This window comes from Nostoc sp. UCD121 (genome assembly GCF_014222285.1).
GTDB lineage: Bacteria > Cyanobacteriota > Cyanobacteriia > Cyanobacteriales > Nostocaceae > Nostoc.
In genome coordinates this window covers 32,843-48,601 of record NZ_JACKZS010000019.1, presented here as the reverse complement: position 1 = coordinate 48,601, position 15,759 = coordinate 32,843, and the positions used below count along the sequence as shown (strand labels likewise).

Here is a 15,759-nt window from a genome sequence, read left to right as displayed (position 1 = left end):
AAGGGTTTTAGCCTGGTTCATTTTTATTTATATAGTTTGATTTTATTGTGCCACTTACTTAGCTAGAACACTTATAGGGGCATTGTTTTGCGTAAGTCTTATAGGTGCATTCTCATGCGGAATTGGTATTATAGAGATATTAAAAATGCCTGTCTGCTAATTAGCAAACAGGCGTGTCTTTGAATGCAAAGTTATATTGAGAATCGGTTAAATCTTAGCGGTAGAATCAACCGAGGGTTGAGACTGACTAACCGAATCTAACTTTGGCAAAAGCAGCAGATTTTGTGCTTCTACATGACTGTTGATTGTTGCTTGCAAAAATGGGGTATTGGAGATGGAATTGTTAGCCAATGTAAACAGTGGATTTGACAAAATCCCTGCTAGGGAAGTGGCAATTAATGTTACCACCAACCCGACTTGCAAAGGTCTTAGTCCAGGCAAATCCCAACGCACTTGTGGATAATTCTTTACCGCGTCGGACATTTCATGGGGTTCTTTAACTACCATCATCTTAACTACGCGAATGTAGTAGTAGATAGAGACGACAGTAGTAACTAAGCCCAGCAAGACTAGCCAATAAAGTCCTGCTTGCCAACCAGCCCAGAATAAGTAAATCTTGCCGAAAAACCCAGCTAATGGTGGAATACCACCCAAGGAAAGCAGGGCAATACTCAACCCCAATGTTAGGAGTGGGTCTTTTTGATATAAGCCGGAGTATTCGGCAATCTGGTCGGTTCCTGTCCGCAGTGAGAACAGGATGATGCAGGTAAAGCCGCACAGGTTCATGAACAAGTAGACCAGTAGGTAAAATATCATACTGGCATACCCAGCTTGTGTGCCAGCAATCAAGCCAATCATCACAAACCCAGCTTGGGCAATGGATGAATAAGCTAGCATTCGTTTCATGCTGGTTTGGGCTAGGGCGACTACGTTACCCAAAATCATGCTGAGAACTGCTAAAGCAGTGAAGACAAATCTCCACTCGTCTGCAACAAGAGGGAAGGCTGTTGTCAGCAAGCGGATGGCTAGGGCAAATCCAGCTGCTTTGGAACCAACAGATAAAAAGGCGATGACTGGGGTGGGAGCGCCTTCGTAAACGTCTGGTGTCCACTGGTGGAAGGGTGCAGCGGAGATTTTAAAGCCAATACCTGCGATCGCAAAAACCAGGGCAATCACTAAACCTAAAGATTGTCCCAGTTTCGCTGTGGCAATGCCATTAGCGATCGCACTTAATTCAGTTTGTCCTCCAGATAATCCATACAGCAGCGATACACCGTACAAAAATACTGCTGTACTGGAAGCTCCAATTAACAAGTATTTCAGTGCCGCTTCATTGGAGCGGGGGTCACGCTTGGTATAACCTGTTAGCAAGTAAGACGAAATACTCAGGGTTTCTAGGGAGATGAAAATCATCACCAACTCACTAGCCCCGGATAAAAACATCCCTCCTAAAGTAGCACTCAGCAAAATAGCGATGAATTCGGCTAAAGGAGTGCCGCTTTGATCGACGTAGCGAATTGACATCAGTATAGTCACAACCGCAGACAAGGCAATGATGCCGCGAAAGACAATACTTAGGTCATCACCATTAAAGCCACCGGTAAAAGAGATGGGATTAGGATTGTCCCATTGAAAATATAGGGCGACAATGGAAGCAAATAAACCTGCGATCGCTAGATATCCAATCCAGCGTGCGGATGTACGCCCCAAAATCAAATCAACAATCAAAACCCCCAAGAGGGTGAGAATAACAATCCCCTCTGGCAAAATCGTTCCAGCGTTCAACTGGGATGCAATATTAGCAAAATCCATGATATGTATAGGTTTTGGCGATTAGACATTAAGGCTAACTCTGTTCACTCTAGCAAGTTTTCTAATCCCCAGACTAGCTGTTTGAACAAGAGCTTAACAGCTTGGGTGCAGATTGCGACTGCCTACGGCACGCTGTTCGCGTTCGCACCAACTTCACTAGCTTACCAGCAGGTTTCCTAGTATTTAGGAATTAACCTAAAAACTTTCCTACTTGTTTTTTAAGGCGTGACCTTCAGTGAATATCTTGATTACATAGATAATGATGCCGCAGGTGCGATCGCTATCTACAAAAAGCTAATTAATAATTAATAAGGGCACAGCAATGCTGTGCCCCTACAAGATTCATAACTTCTAACTTTATTAAAAACCGACTGATGGCAGCTGACCTTGTAACGACTGAAATTTAGACGGAACGCAGTTTGCACAATTGCAACCAACTCCATCGCTAATCGGATTGGATGTTTGAATCAAGTTCAGTATTGTCGGTTCAGGAATTTGTTGTGTAGATACTACGGTAATAATTTGTGTACCATCTAGAGATTTTAGGCTGGATGCATTTGCTGGGTTAACTACCAGCATAATGGATACCAGGAGGGTAGAAAAAGCAAGTAAAACCAGTTTGACTATGTTCATAAATTTACACAAAAATACCTTTGGTGATACAGCATAACCAATAAATTGCCGAGCTTCAACTTTTAACTACGCCCGAATCCTTGACCCCGCAAAACCTTTGACCAAATAACCAATTCGCCTTGCTCACCACCTGCGGCTAGTAACTTACCCTGGGGATGCCAAGCTAAGGTCGAAAAACCTCCTGAGACACCTGTGATAATTTGGGATACTTCTTTAGCTTTGTTCCACAAACATAACCAGCCGTCAGCAGCAACAGAAGCGAGAAGGAAACTTTTAGGTGCAAAGGCGATCGCATTAATCACACCCACATGATTAGTTAATACTCGTGCTTCCCAACCTAAAGTATCATCCTCTAGCTTTTCCCACACCACAATACCTTCAACACTGGAAGATGCCAGTATTGGCGCACCCACTTTAGTCATAGCTTCTGACCATGCCAATTGGCGAATTTTACCAGGGAAGCCGCGCATCACCCAAGGGTCAGGATTGTTCCATTCTAAAACGGTAACACTACGATCCATGTTGCCAGAAGCCAGGAATTTACCATCAGGCGACCAAGCCATAGCAACGCTGACAGTTGTCATATCTAGGTTGTATGGTTCTTCATCCCAGTTTTGACTATGCCAAATTTTGACACCTTTATAACCACTAATGGCTAAGTATTGTCCGTCAATGCGCCAATCTATACCCAATACGGAAGAGTTGTCGAAATTCAGGGTTACAACAATTTCACGAGTATCTGCATCCCAAACTTGGACGTAACGCCCCAAACTAAAAGCCAGTTGGTTACTCGTGTAATTCCAAGCTAGCTTGTCAACCCATGCGGGGGCATTTTCCAAAGTGGCGATTAATTCAGTGTCACGCCAAATTTTTACTTGTCCATCCTGTCCGCCAACAGCTAAAAATTTTCCATCTGGGGAAAATGCGAGACAGTCTACTGATTTACCGTTACCAGCTTGTAAAGTTGTAAGTTCGCCATCATTCCACAGAACGACTTCACCGGCGGCGGAAGTTGCTGCTAAAGTTTTACCTTGTGGCGACCAAGCGATCGCAGTTACATAATCTGAAAGTGTCCCGGAATAGTGTTGTTCAAATTCCTTAGATTTGGTTGTGGAGTTCATATTTGTAAAGGGGAATGGGGAATGGGGAATGGGGAATAGAGAATGGGAAATGGTAAATTCCTTACTCCCCACTCCCTATTTAAGCTAGACAAGCGAGAAAATCTTGCTTGAGTTTTGCTGCATCAAGGTTGCGACCGATGAAGACTAGTTCGTTTTTGGGGGTTTCGCTTGGTTTCCAGGGGCGATCGGGTTTGCCATCAAATATCATGTGTACTCCTTGGAATACAAATCGATTCTCTTCTCCAGCAATATTTAAAATGCCTTTCATCCGAAAGATATCTGGGCCTTGGGTACGCAGTAACTCCGAAAGCCAAGTGTTTAATTTTTCTCCATCGACTGCGCCTGCTTCTACTAAAGCCACAGAAAAGACAGTTTCATCGTGTACGTGGGCATCTTCGCCTAAGAAATCTGGATCAATTTCTAATGCGCGTTCTAAATCAAAGGCTTTTACACCTAATAAAGCATCCATTCCGAGTTCAGAATTTTGGGTACGGTAGATTTTTGCGATCGCATTCATCGCCCGAATCCGTTTTTCTAATTCATCTAACTCTTCTGGCGCTACTAAATCTGTTTTATTAAGTAAAATTACATCAGCAAAGGCAATCTGTTCTTGTGCTTCGTCTGCATCCCAGTGCTGCCAAATATGTTTGGCATCTACCACTGTCACCACTGCATCTAGAGATAGTTGGCTTTGTAAATCTTCATCCACAAAAAATGTCTGAATTACTGGTGCAGGATCGGCTAATCCAGTTGTTTCAATTACTAAATGGTCAAACTTATCGCGTCGCTTCATCAAGTTACCAATGATGCGAATTAAATCGCCGCGCACTGTACAACAAATACAGCCATTATTCATTTCAAAAATTTCTTCATCTGCATCGATAATCAATTGATTATCAATACCCACTTCCCCAAATTCATTGACAATCACAGCAACTTTTTTGCCGTGTTCGTAGGTGAGGATGTGATTGAGTAGAGTCGTTTTACCTGCTCCCAAATAGCCTGTAAGAACAGTAACGGGAACTGAATTGTTGATTACGTCAGCCACCATACTCTAAATTCCTCTTGTCTCACCTTATGGATAATCATTATCGCCTATGATAAATCTTTTTATATTTTTGTGCGAACTTGCTATTATTTTGGGTTTCACCAAAATAGTCACATAATTTAATCAAAAAACATTTTATTTTTATGCATCTGTAATAAGTAATAAATATTCATAACTTGGGGTAGCTAGTAGCAATATTGCATACAAGCCAACCCATTCCTGCGGGGAGTCGCAGGTTAGTACCTTAACATCTCCGCAGAAAGCATGATAATCATTATCACACAGAAGTTATATTTTGATGAAGACTTCCCTACTAACATTGGGGAGGAAGACTTAAAGCCTTTCTCCTACGAAGCTACAGTATACACACAGCGTTTTGGTGTGAAGATTTAATTTTCTGGGGATAACAAAAAATCTTGAACTACTTCTAAAACAACTGCTGGGTATTCTTCATGTAGTCCCAGAGAACCAGGAATAACAACGCTTTTCACTCCTGGTAAAGCTACCAAAGCGTTCATTTCTTCTCGTGATTTAGGAGGACTGGATTCCCCAATTACTACCATGAGCGGTACAGTTAAAGACTGCACAAGTCCCAGAAAATCAGATTGTTCGTGTACAGCATCGAGATTACCAGTTACAAAAGCAGCAGATGCAAATCGCGCTCCTGGTTGTTGAGTTGTTTGCCACTTCTTCTCGATGAAACTGGGTGTAATTTTAGCTGCGTCGGTAAATACATGACGACGATACATCAAACTTAAGAAGGATGGGGTAGTGTTGAGTTTGTAGAGAGCTTGACCAAGTATAGGCGATCGCACCAATCCTCTCACAATGCCAGCTATTTGCTGACTTGCCCCCATTGTCGGCAAAGGCCCACGCCAAGTAGGAGCCAACAATACAATTTTTGAGAAAGCAGCATGTTGTTTGACAGCTAATTGTAAAACGTAACTAGCAGCATGACCAGCCGCTACTACAGTAATGGGAGTATTAAAAACAGCTTTGACAAAATCTTCCAGAAAATGCTGATATATTTCCGGTCGGTAATTCAAGCTAGGGCGAGAAGATTCACCAAATCCAGGCCAATCTATGGCTAAAACTTGAAAATTGGGAGCTAGTAACTTGGCAAGTTCGCCGACTTCCAAACGCGTCGAAACACTGCTGAAAGATGGTAGTAGCAACAGCGGTGAACCTTTACCGAGGGTTTCATAAACAACGCGCAATTGCTGATTTTCAAAATTCCAGAGATATTCTTGAACTACTCCACCAAAGCCAGTAGCAGCAGAGGTAGATAATACATTAGTTGACATGACACTAAATTTTGGTAGTTGTACCTTATTTGTCATTTGTCCTTTGTCCTTTGCAAATGACCAATGACCAATGACCAATGACTAATGACCAATAACCAAGTTTAGCTAGGCAAATCTAACTTACATTCCAACGCTTTTTTTTGCATGGTTTTAAAAATATTGTAAAACCCATTAGCGCGAGAAGGTGTCAGACTAACGTTTAAGCCTGTTTCTTGAATAAAATCTGGGGTAAGTTGGACAATTTCAGTTGGCGTTAGTCCCTGTAATCCTTCAACTAGCAGCCCTACTAATCCTTTGGTTAACTGAGAATCAGACTCGCCCTGAAACACAACCTTACCGTCATTCAAAGCTGCGGTGATAAAAACTTGAGACACGCAACCAGGAACTTTATTTTCGGGTAATTTATCAGCTTCTGGGAACTCATTAAGCTTCTGAGCATACCAGATTAGCTGTTCGTAGCGCCGCTTCGGTTCGGAAGCGCGTTGAAAGCGCTGGACAATTTTAGCAAGCGCAGGTGGCAAAGAATCTAGAGTTGAGGACATAACAGAAGCTGCAAATGATCGGTCTTACCTTGAGTGTAAATTATCTGGAGAGCGATGCCTACGGCGGGCTATGCCTACGCGCCTCTGGTTCTTTTGGCAGTATGAAGCTAGCTATTATTGACTATAACTTGTCAAATCCAGATAATTCCTGCGTAGGCGCAACCCGCCGTAGGCATCGCACTTATCTTCAGTTACCTTTTTAATGCGTCTAACCGCAAAAATTTAATTTTTTTATACGCAGGCTTTAACAGGAACTTTATACAAGTTACGTTGTATCAATATGTACTTACAAAAATAGCTGCAAGTAGCTTTTAACTAAGCAGCCAGATGATAATCAACAATTAAAAATTAAAAATCAAAAAAATTCTGACTTTTAATTTTTAATTTTTCTTCCTTAAGGATTAGTTCGTAGTTTGTGCAGCTAGCATCTGCTTCAGCTTTTCTAATTCCGAAGCCCAACGAGGATCTGGACGAATAGCGTCTGAATCGGTAGTTGTTGTTGTGCTGTTGTCGCGGGAGCCGCCGCCACCGCCACCACGACGGGGCTTTTTAGAGCTTTTCTCCCGACGGCTACCTTCTCTACTTTCTCTATTAACAGCAGGAGTGGGCGTACTACTACCAGCCAGACTAACTGGTTTAGGAGCTTGTTCGTCGCCCTCTTCACCCTTTGTCCGAGGTAATGCCTTTTCTAGCTTAATGGCAGTGTCTTTAAACATCTGACCATTATACTTTTCAATGATTTCGTCAGCTTGTTCGTCATTGTTGACGGTAAGAAAACCGAAACCACGGCATTTGCCTGTTTTGCGGTCTTTAATTAATTTAGTAGTTACAGCTTCACCTTCTGCTGCAAAAACTGCTTGTAAATCTTGACGATCGATTTCTTCTTTAGGCAAATTACCTATATATAGGCGAACGGACATGAACTATACCTCCAGAGTTAAATGAACATGGCAAGGCGAGAAAACAATCACTTGGCTTTGGCTTTTAATTTAAATAGATGCTATTGACCAAGACTGCCATCAACCAATTTTTTGCTCGAAACTGTCAACCTATACAATACAGTTTTTCGTCGGGATCAAGCTTGTTTAATCCAAAGGCCCACACAATGGTGAGCTAATAACACCTTAATTCTAAGAATTGTAAATTTAATAGCCTATTGCCTGCTAAAGTACACGCTTTCTTCCATGCCTTTTTCGCAGAATCAAATACCATTCCTTACATTACCACGGTATTTTCTACGTAGCTAGTTTAGCGCATACATTTCTAACGTTAGTATTACTGGATCGTAACATAAAACACATTTTTTTATTCAAGGGAGCATAATTTGAAACAAAAACCAGCCAATGGCTGGTTGATTTCCTGCTGTGTTGGGAGGATAAAAAGGTATGGAGGGGGGAAAAGCATCCGAATTCATGACTAAGCTGTAGTGCTGAGTTATGTTGGCTGCTATTGTTTGTGTAAATAAATGTAACACTTTGAAAGATAATCTGCAACTTTTGTTTACATTCCGATTTGTCAGTTGTCCTTTGCAAATAACCAATGACCAATGACCAATAACTAACCAGTCAGAAAAACGTATGCGCCCAAAGCCTGTGCTGCAACTGCCAAAAAAGTAGACCAGATGGGATGAGGGCTATGAATAGTTTTACCACTTTGAGTTTCTAAGGTGTGGACATCGATCCAAGGTGTTGCTCCTCGCCGGAACCAACCTGTGACGATAATTTGCCGACCGATTAGATCCTGGTGATTCACTGACTGTCCTAGCCAAGAAATGTGGTGTAATTTCACCAAGCCCGTGCTGGATTGGAGGATTAAATCTTGTGCTAGGGAGTTGCTAGTACCTTGACGACCTAATAGTTTACCCACCAGGCGCACGCTGACGCTATCAATAGGTAAGGCACAAGGGTCAGCTAATAGGTTGGGTAGGTAGTCATCAGTTTGCACAGTGGCGGATTTGATGTCAGGGAAAAAAGAATTAATCCGCATTACTGTACCGATGCTAAAGCCAATTAGAAGGCAGCCTGTAATGAAAGACCAATCTTCATATATCCACTTTAGATTTAAAAACTTGAGTGCGAATGCTAGTTGCCAGGTTAGCCAGACCAAAGCTGCAAACAGAAATCCTAAAGGAATTCCCAGCCAAGGAGCGATTTGTAATAAGAAAGACTGACGCTTAACTCTTGATGGTTCGCTAGCAAAATGTAGTTCGGTGTCTAGATGCCAGTGACGGGCTATTTTGCAGAGGCGTTCGATGCGATCGCCCATCAAAGAATGGCTATTATTAATCGTAAACCATTGGCGGTAGGGATTAGCAGTATCCCACTTCAAAAATGATTCAAAAGATAAATTGCTGGCAATAGTGCCCAAAGAAAGGCTCTGTTGATGGCTAACTGGTGTCAATAGATTTAAGCTTTCTAGTTGCCAACTGGTCTGTTCTTCTTTTTGGATATCAGCTGCAATGCCAATGGAAATTTTGAGTAAAGCGCGAATCAGGGCGTTGGGATTACCGGTGATTTCAGATGCGACGCGATCGCTATAATAAAGCCGCAACCGCGACAACCACAATCCAGTCCCAGTTAGCAAAGCCCAAAGTCCATAAACGAGACTAGCCAAAATTGTCATCGGCCAATGCCAAATCCCTGATATTTTGTCTCCCAACTTTGATATTTGCTGATAAAGCTTATAAATTGGTAGTGTCACCAGCAGCAACAAAGACATCACAGAAAAATCCCAGTGAGCAATGTGCCCTAGCTGCGTGGCGTAAATAATCGCGATTTCATCATCTGCTAGTTGCTCTAACAGCCCTTGACTCACAACAATCCTGGCATTACGTGGTAAACTACCGTAGGTCAGGATAATTGGTGCAGCCATTGGTAAAATCCGCAGTTTTGGTAACGGCCAGTGGCGCTGTTGACAACAACGTTGTAGCACCCGCACAGCTTCGCGGCTATGGGCATTCAATACATCTTTGGGAAATTCTCGCTGACCATATAAGTTCGCCAGTAGCAGATCCAGTAACCAAGGTGATACTCCGATCAAAATCACCAATACTATTAGCAACAATTTAGTAGGGTTGCTGTATAAAAGCTGCAACGGCTCCAGATAAGGTAGTTTGACTAAAGTCAGGTTGATTAATCCCATTGCGAACTTGAGGATTTCTCGCATCACCCAAAATAGGGCAATGAATGTTCCTGCTGTCAGCAATCGTAAAGGAATTAATTTCGGTTTACGTAGAGGTTGCCATGCTTTGGCGCGTTGTGCTTGTCGCCAATAAATAACACCAAATAATTTAGCTTGGGTGCGGGTAACAGAACCCATGAAACCGTTTAAAGGTGCAGTCGGTGGTGGTAATGGTGTAGCTACCGTAGCTTTGAGTCTAGGTAGTGGCACCATCGGCGGGGTGTTGTCGCTCTTAGTTTCTATTACTTGGTCTTCTGGCTTTTCTTCTAATGTAGGATTTTCCGGGGGGGTAACTGGGGGAGAATCTGGAGGAGGATCTGGAGTTGAGTTATCAAACGCTACAAATCCAGTTTCGACATTTTTTGATTCTTGATCGCGTTTCTTACGTTTTGTCAGGTGTTCGAGAGCGCGTTTTGCCCACTCTTGAACTTGCGGATTGTTACTCTCAATGAGATTCTGGGAAATAGCGATCGCTTTGGGAACTTCGCCAGTGCGAGCATAAGCCATCACTAAACCAACCTGGGCTTGTAAGCTAGCAGTACCATTATTTTGGCTGCTAGCAATAGGTTCTAGTTGAGCGATCGCTGTTTGGTAATTTCCCTGCTTGAGGGCAATTAAACCAGCCTCCAAAGACGGTTTGGCATGTGAAGGCATACAAATTCTGGCACTCCAATCTCTTCTAAGTAATCCACGTTTGTGCAAAAGCGCGAACTCGGATGCCGTGGAAATCAACCGCGCCCAAGTTTTGCTTGTCTAAGTGAATGATAAAGATTGAATTCAGGAGTCAGAAGTCAGAATTCAGTTGAGTCTTCATCTGAATTCTGGATTCTGAATTTTGTATTCTTCTTCATTCCTTCACTGGTTGTTGACTAGAAAATACTGGAGCGATCGCGCTTAATTTTAACTCTGGATGGTCGCCCAGTAACTGTTGACAATTCCATTCATTGCGGAATAGCAACACCGGCCGTCCCATGCTGTCTTTAACTGTAGTGGTATTGAATATTCGTCCCACCTTTTCTAATGCTTCCCAACCACCCTCAACCCAACGGGCGACACTGTAGGGCAATAAATCTAATATGGTTTCTACACCATACTCGTTTTGTAAGCGAAACTGCACTACTTCAAATTGCAACTGACCCACCGCCGCCAAGATTGGATCGCGCTTGGCTTCATCAGTTGAGTACATAATTTGCACAGCACCTTCTTCTCGCAATTCCGCAACGCCTTTTTGGAATTGTTTAGACTTCGAGGGGTTGGGATTCCTCAGAGATGCGAACAGTTCCGGCGAAAAATACGGAATCCCCTCATATTCGAGCTTTTGTCCCGTGTAAATTGTATCCCCGATCGCAAAAACACCGGGATTGTTCAAACCGATCACATCGCCAGGATAAGCCACATCAATCGATTCCCGCTCTTGAGCAAAGAGTTTTTGCGGGCGAGATAGACGGATGAGTTTACCAATGCGGGCGTGATTCACCATCATATCTTTTTCAAACTTACCAGTACAGACCCGGATAAATGCGACGCGATCGCGGTGCTTCGGGTCCATATTTGCTTGTAGTTTAAAGACAAACCCCGAAAATTCTGGGTATGTAGGGGCAACTTCACCAACACTGCTGTAGTGAGAACCGGGTTTGAGGGCATATTCGAGGAAATACTTGAGGAATAACTCTACCCCAAAGTTGGTCATGGCACTACCAAAGAACACAGGTGTCATTTTGCCTTCGTGTACCAACTGTAAATCTAGCTCTGGCCCAACTCCTTCTAGCAGTTCTAAATCATTTTTCAGTTGGTAGTACAGACTTTGTTCTAGCTTCTCTTCTATTCTTGGATCGCCTAACTCGACTATCGTATCACGGGCTTCTCGGCTACCGTGGGCACTGCGTTCAAACAGGTGAATTTGTTGCTTGTGTCGGTCAAAAACACCTTTAAAGCGATCGCCCATCCCAATCGGCCAGTTCACCGCATAGGTTTGCAATCCCAATTCTTGCTCAATTTCATCCAACAGTTCCAGAGGTTCTCTTCCGGGGCGATCGAGCTTGTTGATAAATGTAAAAATCGGAATACCGCGTAACTTACACACTTCAAACAATTTGCGGGTTTGGGGTTCCAAGCCTTTTGCCGCATCAATTAACATCACTGCATTATCGGCAGCGGCGAGAGTACGATAAGTATCTTCACTGAAATCTTGGTGTCCGGGAGTGTCTAATAAATTGATTTGACACTTTTGGTATTCAAATTGCAACACTGTGGAGGTAATGGAAATACCCCGTTGTTGCTCCATCGCCATCCAGTCAGAGGTAGCCTTACGCTGTGCCCGTCGCGCCTTAACCGCCCCAGCTTCGTGAATTGCACCTCCGTACAGGAGTAACTTTTCTGTTAGTGTCGTTTTACCCGCATCGGGGTGAGATATAATCGCAAAGTTGCGGCGCAGTTCAACCGCTTGAATAAGTTCAGACTGAAGTTCAGTAGACATAATTGTATTTGTTTGTTACTAGCTTAATTTTTTTTGACTCTGGCAAGTCTTTTAATCTTAAGACAACGATGCTCGTGATAGGGTCGTAGTATAACCAACAATCTAACTAAAGAGGAGAAAGCAATGTACGACACAGACAAGCGAAAGCTTCTATCAGCCTTGTCGCATGGAGCCATTTTTTTCAGCACAACATTGGTATCTGTCGGTGTACCGATCGCCATACTGCTTGTATCTGACGATCCTGTTGTTAAAGAAAACGCCAAAGAATCCATTAATTTCCACTTTAATGTCTGGTTTTATGGTGCAATTCTGGGAGCGCTGTTTTTTCTATTCGGTTGGTTAGTCTTACCTCTATTATTACTGGGGCCACTAGCTGGTCTGGGATATCTATTACACTGGGGATTAACAATTTGGGCGCTCATCGGAGTTTTCAGCAATCCTGATATACCCTTCCGTTATCCCTACATTTTCCGATTTCTTTAGAAGAAATTATCATTGGGCATTGGGAATTGTTAGTTATTTTTATTTAGCTGTTGTGTCTTGAATTTGCACACAACCAATCGCCAGAATTTTGCCAACAGAAGGTCTGACGATTTTGAATTTTGAATTGCTTATTATGTCGTTTTTTTCCCAGTCCGTTGGATAGGTGCAACCAAGCTGTAGAATACAAAATTGCCCCACAACTTGATTAAGAGTAGGGCAAAGGACAGTTAAGCACTGTTTGTAGTCTGTCTGACGGCAGGAAAATTTTAGCCTGCTTTTGTGACGCTTTATTTTGTGTCCATTTGCGTTGTTTTTCTTCATAAAATTTATGTTTCCTACACACCGCCCCCGTCGTCTGCGTACCCATCCTCAACTGCGCCGGATGGTTCGTGAAACTGTTTTAACAACAAGCGATTTAATTTACCCATTATTTGCCGTACCAGGTGAGGGAATTGCTAATGAGGTGAAATCCATGCCCGGAGTCTACCAACTTTCGGTAGATAAAATCGTTGAAGAAGCAAAAGAAGTTTACGACTTAGGAATTCCTTCTATTATTTTATTTGGTATTCCGGCTGATAAAGATGTAGATGCAACTGGTGCTTGGCATGATTGCGGTATCGTCCAAAAAGCAGCGACGGCGGTAAAAGCAGCAGTACCAGATTTGATTGTAATTGCTGATACTTGTTTGTGTGAGTACACTAGCCACGGTCATTGTGGTTATCTGCAAGTTGGTGATTTAACAGGACGAGTTTTAAATGATCCAACTTTGGAATTGTTGAAGAAAACAGCAGTTTCTCAAGCCAAAGCCGGTGCCGATATCATCGCGCCTTCAGGGATGATGGATGGGTTTGTGCAAGCAATTCGTCAGGGTTTGGATGAAGCAGGATTTCAAGACACGCCGATTTTGTCTTATGCTGCTAAATATGCTTCGGGTTACTATGGCCCATTTCGGGATGCAGCAGACTCGACACCGCAATTTGGCGACAGAAGAACTTACCAAATGGATCCAGGTAACGCCCGCGAAGCAATTAAAGAGATTGACTTGGATATCGCTGAAGGTGCTGATATGCTCATGGTTAAGCCAGCCTTGGCATACATGGATATTATCTGGCGCGTGAAGGAAGCGAGTAACTTACCCGTTGCGGCTTACAATGTTTCTGGTGAGTATGCGATGGTAAAAGCTGCGGCTCTCAATGGTTGGATTGATGAAGAGCGCGTGGTTATGGAAACTTTAACTGGGTTTAAACGGGCTGGTGCAGACTTGATTTTGACCTACCATGCCAAAGATGCGGCGCGATGGTTAAAGTAGGCTAGGCATATTGAATACTAATTTAGTGGGAAATCTCACGCAGAGGCGCGAAGACGCACAGTTGTGTTTTGGTGTTTGGGCGTGAGATTCTTTGTATTTTGGGTTTAGCTAGTGCGAAATTCAAGCAAAATTTAACTAATCCGCATTATCATTGTAATACATGTATGACAATGATAATAAAAGTTATACTCAGTGTCAGACTGGATGAAGAAACAGAACGGCAGCTAGCCGATATTTTAGCTCACGAGCAAACGGAAAAGAGTGAATTGATCCGACGCTTGATTGCTGAACGCTGGCTAACCTTACAAGCAGGTAAAACTTTGCTAGAGAGGCGGGGTGGACACCCTGAACATCTGCTACAAGATGCACCAACGGATTTATCGGAACGCTCAAACCGTAAAAAAGCGATCGCTCAATATCTCAACAAGCGCCATCCATGACCTACTATCCGCTTATACTTGCGGATAGCGGGTTTTTATTTGCGTACTACAGCGCCAGAGATCAGTATCACCAACAGGTGCGTCGCTTCTTTGAAAACTGTACTTCTAGGCTGGTAACTACACCCATTTGTATTGCAGAAGTGGTGTGGTTGCTGAACTTTGATTGGCGTACACAAACCGAGTTTCTTCTAGATGTTGCTAAACACCTCTATGAGTGTGAGCAAATATTGCTGCAAGATTTTTCGCGCATTGCTGAATTGAATACTCAGTACAGAGATTTACTAGAGGATTTTGCAGATTTATCCTTGATTGTCATTTCGGAACGCTTAGATATTGCTGCTATCGCCACCTTGGACAGTGATTTTGATATTTATCGGCGTTATCGGAAAAAGCCCTTTGAGCGGGTGTTTTAGGGATGCGATGTCTACGACGGGCTACGCCTACGCTACTTAATTATAATTTTTTCACCTGACACCACTAGCTAAAATTCCTAAAATTTTATTGACATCTTTAAGATAATATTCACTTAAGTCTATCTGGATAGATTGCCCTTCTAATTTTAAAAATTGCCAAATACTTCCAGTGGTGACAGTTCTATAAATTATCAAATTTTCATTACCTGCTCGTTCGTTAAATATAATTGCTGTCTAATATCTGCCTCAGTTACTACTTATTCTGCTGTGGTTTCATCATCAGTAATGTCAATAGCTTGTAGAACCTGCTTCACTATTTTTGGGTGCAATATTTTTCCTGAATGAAAAGGAATAACCACTCTAACTTCTTCTCGAAAATAAATTCTGTGACTTCCTTTACTTCTAATTTGAATAAAGCCTGCATCTAATAAGAGTTTTTCAGCTTCTGTTGCAGTGATACGTGGCAGTTTAGGCAACTTTTACCTCCAAGGTTATTGTGAATATTTCCTTGTTATGAAGCGCCTCTTTTTCTGAATTTGACAAGGTTTCTATATAAAGTTCAACTGCTTCTTTAATATTTGCCTGTACTTCTTCTAGGGAATCACCTTGAGATTGACAACCAGGTAGTTCAGGGCAATAGGCATAATATCCATGTTCATCTTTTTCGATAACGATGCTAACTTTATACGACATATCAAAGTTACCTTTGCTCATTTAATAACTTAGGACTTACGCACTGTACAAATTAAGCATAATGTGAATTATGGTATTTAGTTGTTTCAGGTGCTTACCATAATCCTAATTGACTCGCATAGAAAGCGTAGGCCTAGCCCGTCGTAGACATCACTGGCTGCTAAACATCGCTGAAGTACCCAAATTGCATGTAGTACTTATGTACAAGGCGTAAGTCCTATAGCTATTATCTACCCACGTCTTGCGAGGAAGTGTGAGAACGAGAAAATCAGGGTTTATCGAGTAAGTTTGTTACAAAAACAGAA

The 15,759-nt window shown here is 42.5% G+C and carries 19 protein-coding genes; 6 read left to right on the top strand and 13 right to left on the bottom strand.

The window, feature by feature from the left end; translation table 11 throughout:
• Positions 1-207 precede the first annotated feature (207 nt).
• The 4 genes from GNF10_RS06715 to GNF10_RS06700 all read right to left on the bottom strand — a co-directional run bounded on the left by GNF10_RS06715 (position 208) and on the right by GNF10_RS06700 (position 4,617).
• Positions 208-1,812, bottom strand: a complete 1,605-nt coding sequence (locus GNF10_RS06715) for an NAD(P)H-quinone oxidoreductase subunit N (protein WP_185581585.1) — start codon at positions 1,810-1,812, stop codon at positions 208-210.
• A 360-nt stretch (positions 1,813-2,172) separates the two neighbouring features.
• The gene (locus tag GNF10_RS06710; RefSeq protein WP_185581584.1) at positions 2,173-2,445 is read right to left on the bottom strand and encodes a hypothetical protein; all 273 of its coding nucleotides are present in this window, start codon (positions 2,443-2,445) and stop codon (positions 2,173-2,175) included.
• A 62-nt stretch (positions 2,446-2,507) separates the two neighbouring features.
• Positions 2,508-3,566 carry a WD40 repeat domain-containing protein gene (locus GNF10_RS06705; RefSeq protein ID WP_185581583.1) on the bottom strand — a complete coding sequence of 353 codons (1,059 nt, stop codon included), beginning with the start codon at positions 3,564-3,566 and terminating at the stop codon, positions 2,508-2,510.
• Between the two features lie 79 nt (positions 3,567-3,645).
• The gene (locus tag GNF10_RS06700; protein ID WP_185582026.1) at positions 3,646-4,617 is read right to left on the bottom strand and encodes a GTP-binding protein; all 972 of its coding nucleotides are present in this window, start codon (positions 4,615-4,617) and stop codon (positions 3,646-3,648) included.
• A 261-nt stretch (positions 4,618-4,878) separates the two neighbouring features.
• On the opposite strand from GNF10_RS06700, the gene GNF10_RS38395 reads away from it, so the two are divergent.
• A complete protein-coding gene (locus tag GNF10_RS38395; protein WP_260446281.1) occupies positions 4,879-5,007 on the top strand; it encodes a hypothetical protein in 129 nt (42 codons plus the stop codon).
• On the opposite strand, the gene GNF10_RS06695 is transcribed toward GNF10_RS38395, so the two are convergent.
• On the bottom strand, positions 5,004-5,918 hold the full coding sequence (locus GNF10_RS06695; RefSeq protein WP_185586755.1) for an alpha/beta fold hydrolase: 915 nt from the start codon (positions 5,916-5,918) through the stop codon (positions 5,004-5,006). The two genes, GNF10_RS38395 and GNF10_RS06695, sit on opposite strands and share 4 nt — an antisense overlap.
• A gap of 101 nt (positions 5,919-6,019) precedes the next feature.
• Positions 6,020-6,460: a SufE family protein gene (locus tag GNF10_RS06690; RefSeq protein ID WP_185586733.1), complete on the bottom strand. Its 441-nt coding sequence runs from the start codon at positions 6,458-6,460 to the stop codon at positions 6,020-6,022.
• Positions 6,461-6,474: 14 nt separating this feature from the next.
• Here GNF10_RS06690 and GNF10_RS06685 point away from each other — a divergent pair, with 14 nt between their 5' ends.
• On the top strand, positions 6,475-6,663 hold the full coding sequence (locus GNF10_RS06685; protein ID WP_185586734.1) for a hypothetical protein: 189 nt from the start codon (positions 6,475-6,477) through the stop codon (positions 6,661-6,663).
• Positions 6,664-6,861: 198 nt separating this feature from the next.
• Here the strand turns inward: GNF10_RS06685 and GNF10_RS06680 are convergent, their stop codons facing one another.
• The 3 genes from GNF10_RS06680 to prfC all read right to left on the bottom strand — a co-directional run bounded on the left by GNF10_RS06680 (position 6,862) and on the right by prfC (position 12,116).
• On the bottom strand, positions 6,862-7,380 hold the full coding sequence (locus GNF10_RS06680) for an RNA-binding protein (protein WP_185586737.1): 519 nt from the start codon (positions 7,378-7,380) through the stop codon (positions 6,862-6,864).
• Between the two features lie 637 nt (positions 7,381-8,017).
• Positions 8,018-10,294, bottom strand: a complete 2,277-nt coding sequence (locus tag GNF10_RS06675; protein WP_185586739.1) for a M48 family metalloprotease — start codon at positions 10,292-10,294, stop codon at positions 8,018-8,020.
• A 193-nt stretch (positions 10,295-10,487) separates the two neighbouring features.
• On the bottom strand, positions 10,488-12,116 hold the full coding sequence (prfC, locus tag GNF10_RS06670; RefSeq protein ID WP_185586741.1) for a peptide chain release factor 3: 1,629 nt from the start codon (positions 12,114-12,116) through the stop codon (positions 10,488-10,490).
• A gap of 123 nt (positions 12,117-12,239) precedes the next feature.
• Here prfC and GNF10_RS06665 point away from each other — a divergent pair, with 123 nt between their 5' ends.
• A complete protein-coding gene (locus GNF10_RS06665; RefSeq protein WP_012410202.1) occupies positions 12,240-12,599 on the top strand; it encodes a DUF4870 domain-containing protein in 360 nt (119 codons plus the stop codon).
• 39 nt (positions 12,600-12,638) lie between these two features.
• Here GNF10_RS06665 and GNF10_RS06660 read toward each other — a convergent pair whose 3' ends face one another.
• Positions 12,639-12,920, bottom strand: a complete 282-nt coding sequence (locus GNF10_RS06660; protein WP_185586743.1) for a hypothetical protein — start codon at positions 12,918-12,920, stop codon at positions 12,639-12,641.
• 7 nt (positions 12,921-12,927) lie between these two features.
• Here GNF10_RS06660 and hemB point away from each other — a divergent pair, with 7 nt between their 5' ends.
• From hemB to GNF10_RS06645, 3 genes are all read left to right on the top strand, one after another.
• Positions 12,928-13,908, top strand: a complete 981-nt coding sequence (hemB, locus tag GNF10_RS06655; protein WP_012410203.1) for a porphobilinogen synthase — start codon at positions 12,928-12,930, stop codon at positions 13,906-13,908.
• Between the two features lie 164 nt (positions 13,909-14,072).
• Positions 14,073-14,348 (top strand): hypothetical protein, encoded by a 276-nt coding sequence (locus tag GNF10_RS06650; RefSeq protein WP_260446050.1) that lies wholly within the window; start codon positions 14,073-14,075, stop codon positions 14,346-14,348.
• Complete coding sequence (locus GNF10_RS06645; RefSeq protein ID WP_185586745.1) at positions 14,345-14,761, top strand: type II toxin-antitoxin system VapC family toxin; 417 nt, start codon at positions 14,345-14,347, stop codon at positions 14,759-14,761. Before GNF10_RS06650 ends, GNF10_RS06645 begins: the two co-directional genes overlap by 4 nt.
• A gap of 51 nt (positions 14,762-14,812) precedes the next feature.
• On the opposite strand, the gene GNF10_RS06640 is transcribed toward GNF10_RS06645, so the two are convergent.
• The 3 genes from GNF10_RS06640 to GNF10_RS06630 form a co-directional block, all read right to left on the bottom strand.
• Positions 14,813-14,956 (bottom strand): hypothetical protein, encoded by a 144-nt coding sequence (locus tag GNF10_RS06640; protein WP_311774116.1) that lies wholly within the window; start codon positions 14,954-14,956, stop codon positions 14,813-14,815.
• A 62-nt stretch (positions 14,957-15,018) separates the two neighbouring features.
• Positions 15,019-15,237 carry a type II toxin-antitoxin system HicA family toxin gene (locus GNF10_RS06635; protein WP_185586747.1) on the bottom strand — a complete coding sequence of 73 codons (219 nt, stop codon included), beginning with the start codon at positions 15,235-15,237 and terminating at the stop codon, positions 15,019-15,021.
• Positions 15,230-15,454, bottom strand: a complete 225-nt coding sequence (locus GNF10_RS06630) for a type II toxin-antitoxin system HicB family antitoxin (protein ID WP_185586749.1) — start codon at positions 15,452-15,454, stop codon at positions 15,230-15,232. The genes GNF10_RS06635 and GNF10_RS06630 overlap by 8 nt, the downstream gene beginning before the upstream one ends.
• Between the last annotated feature and the right edge of the window lie 305 nt (positions 15,455-15,759).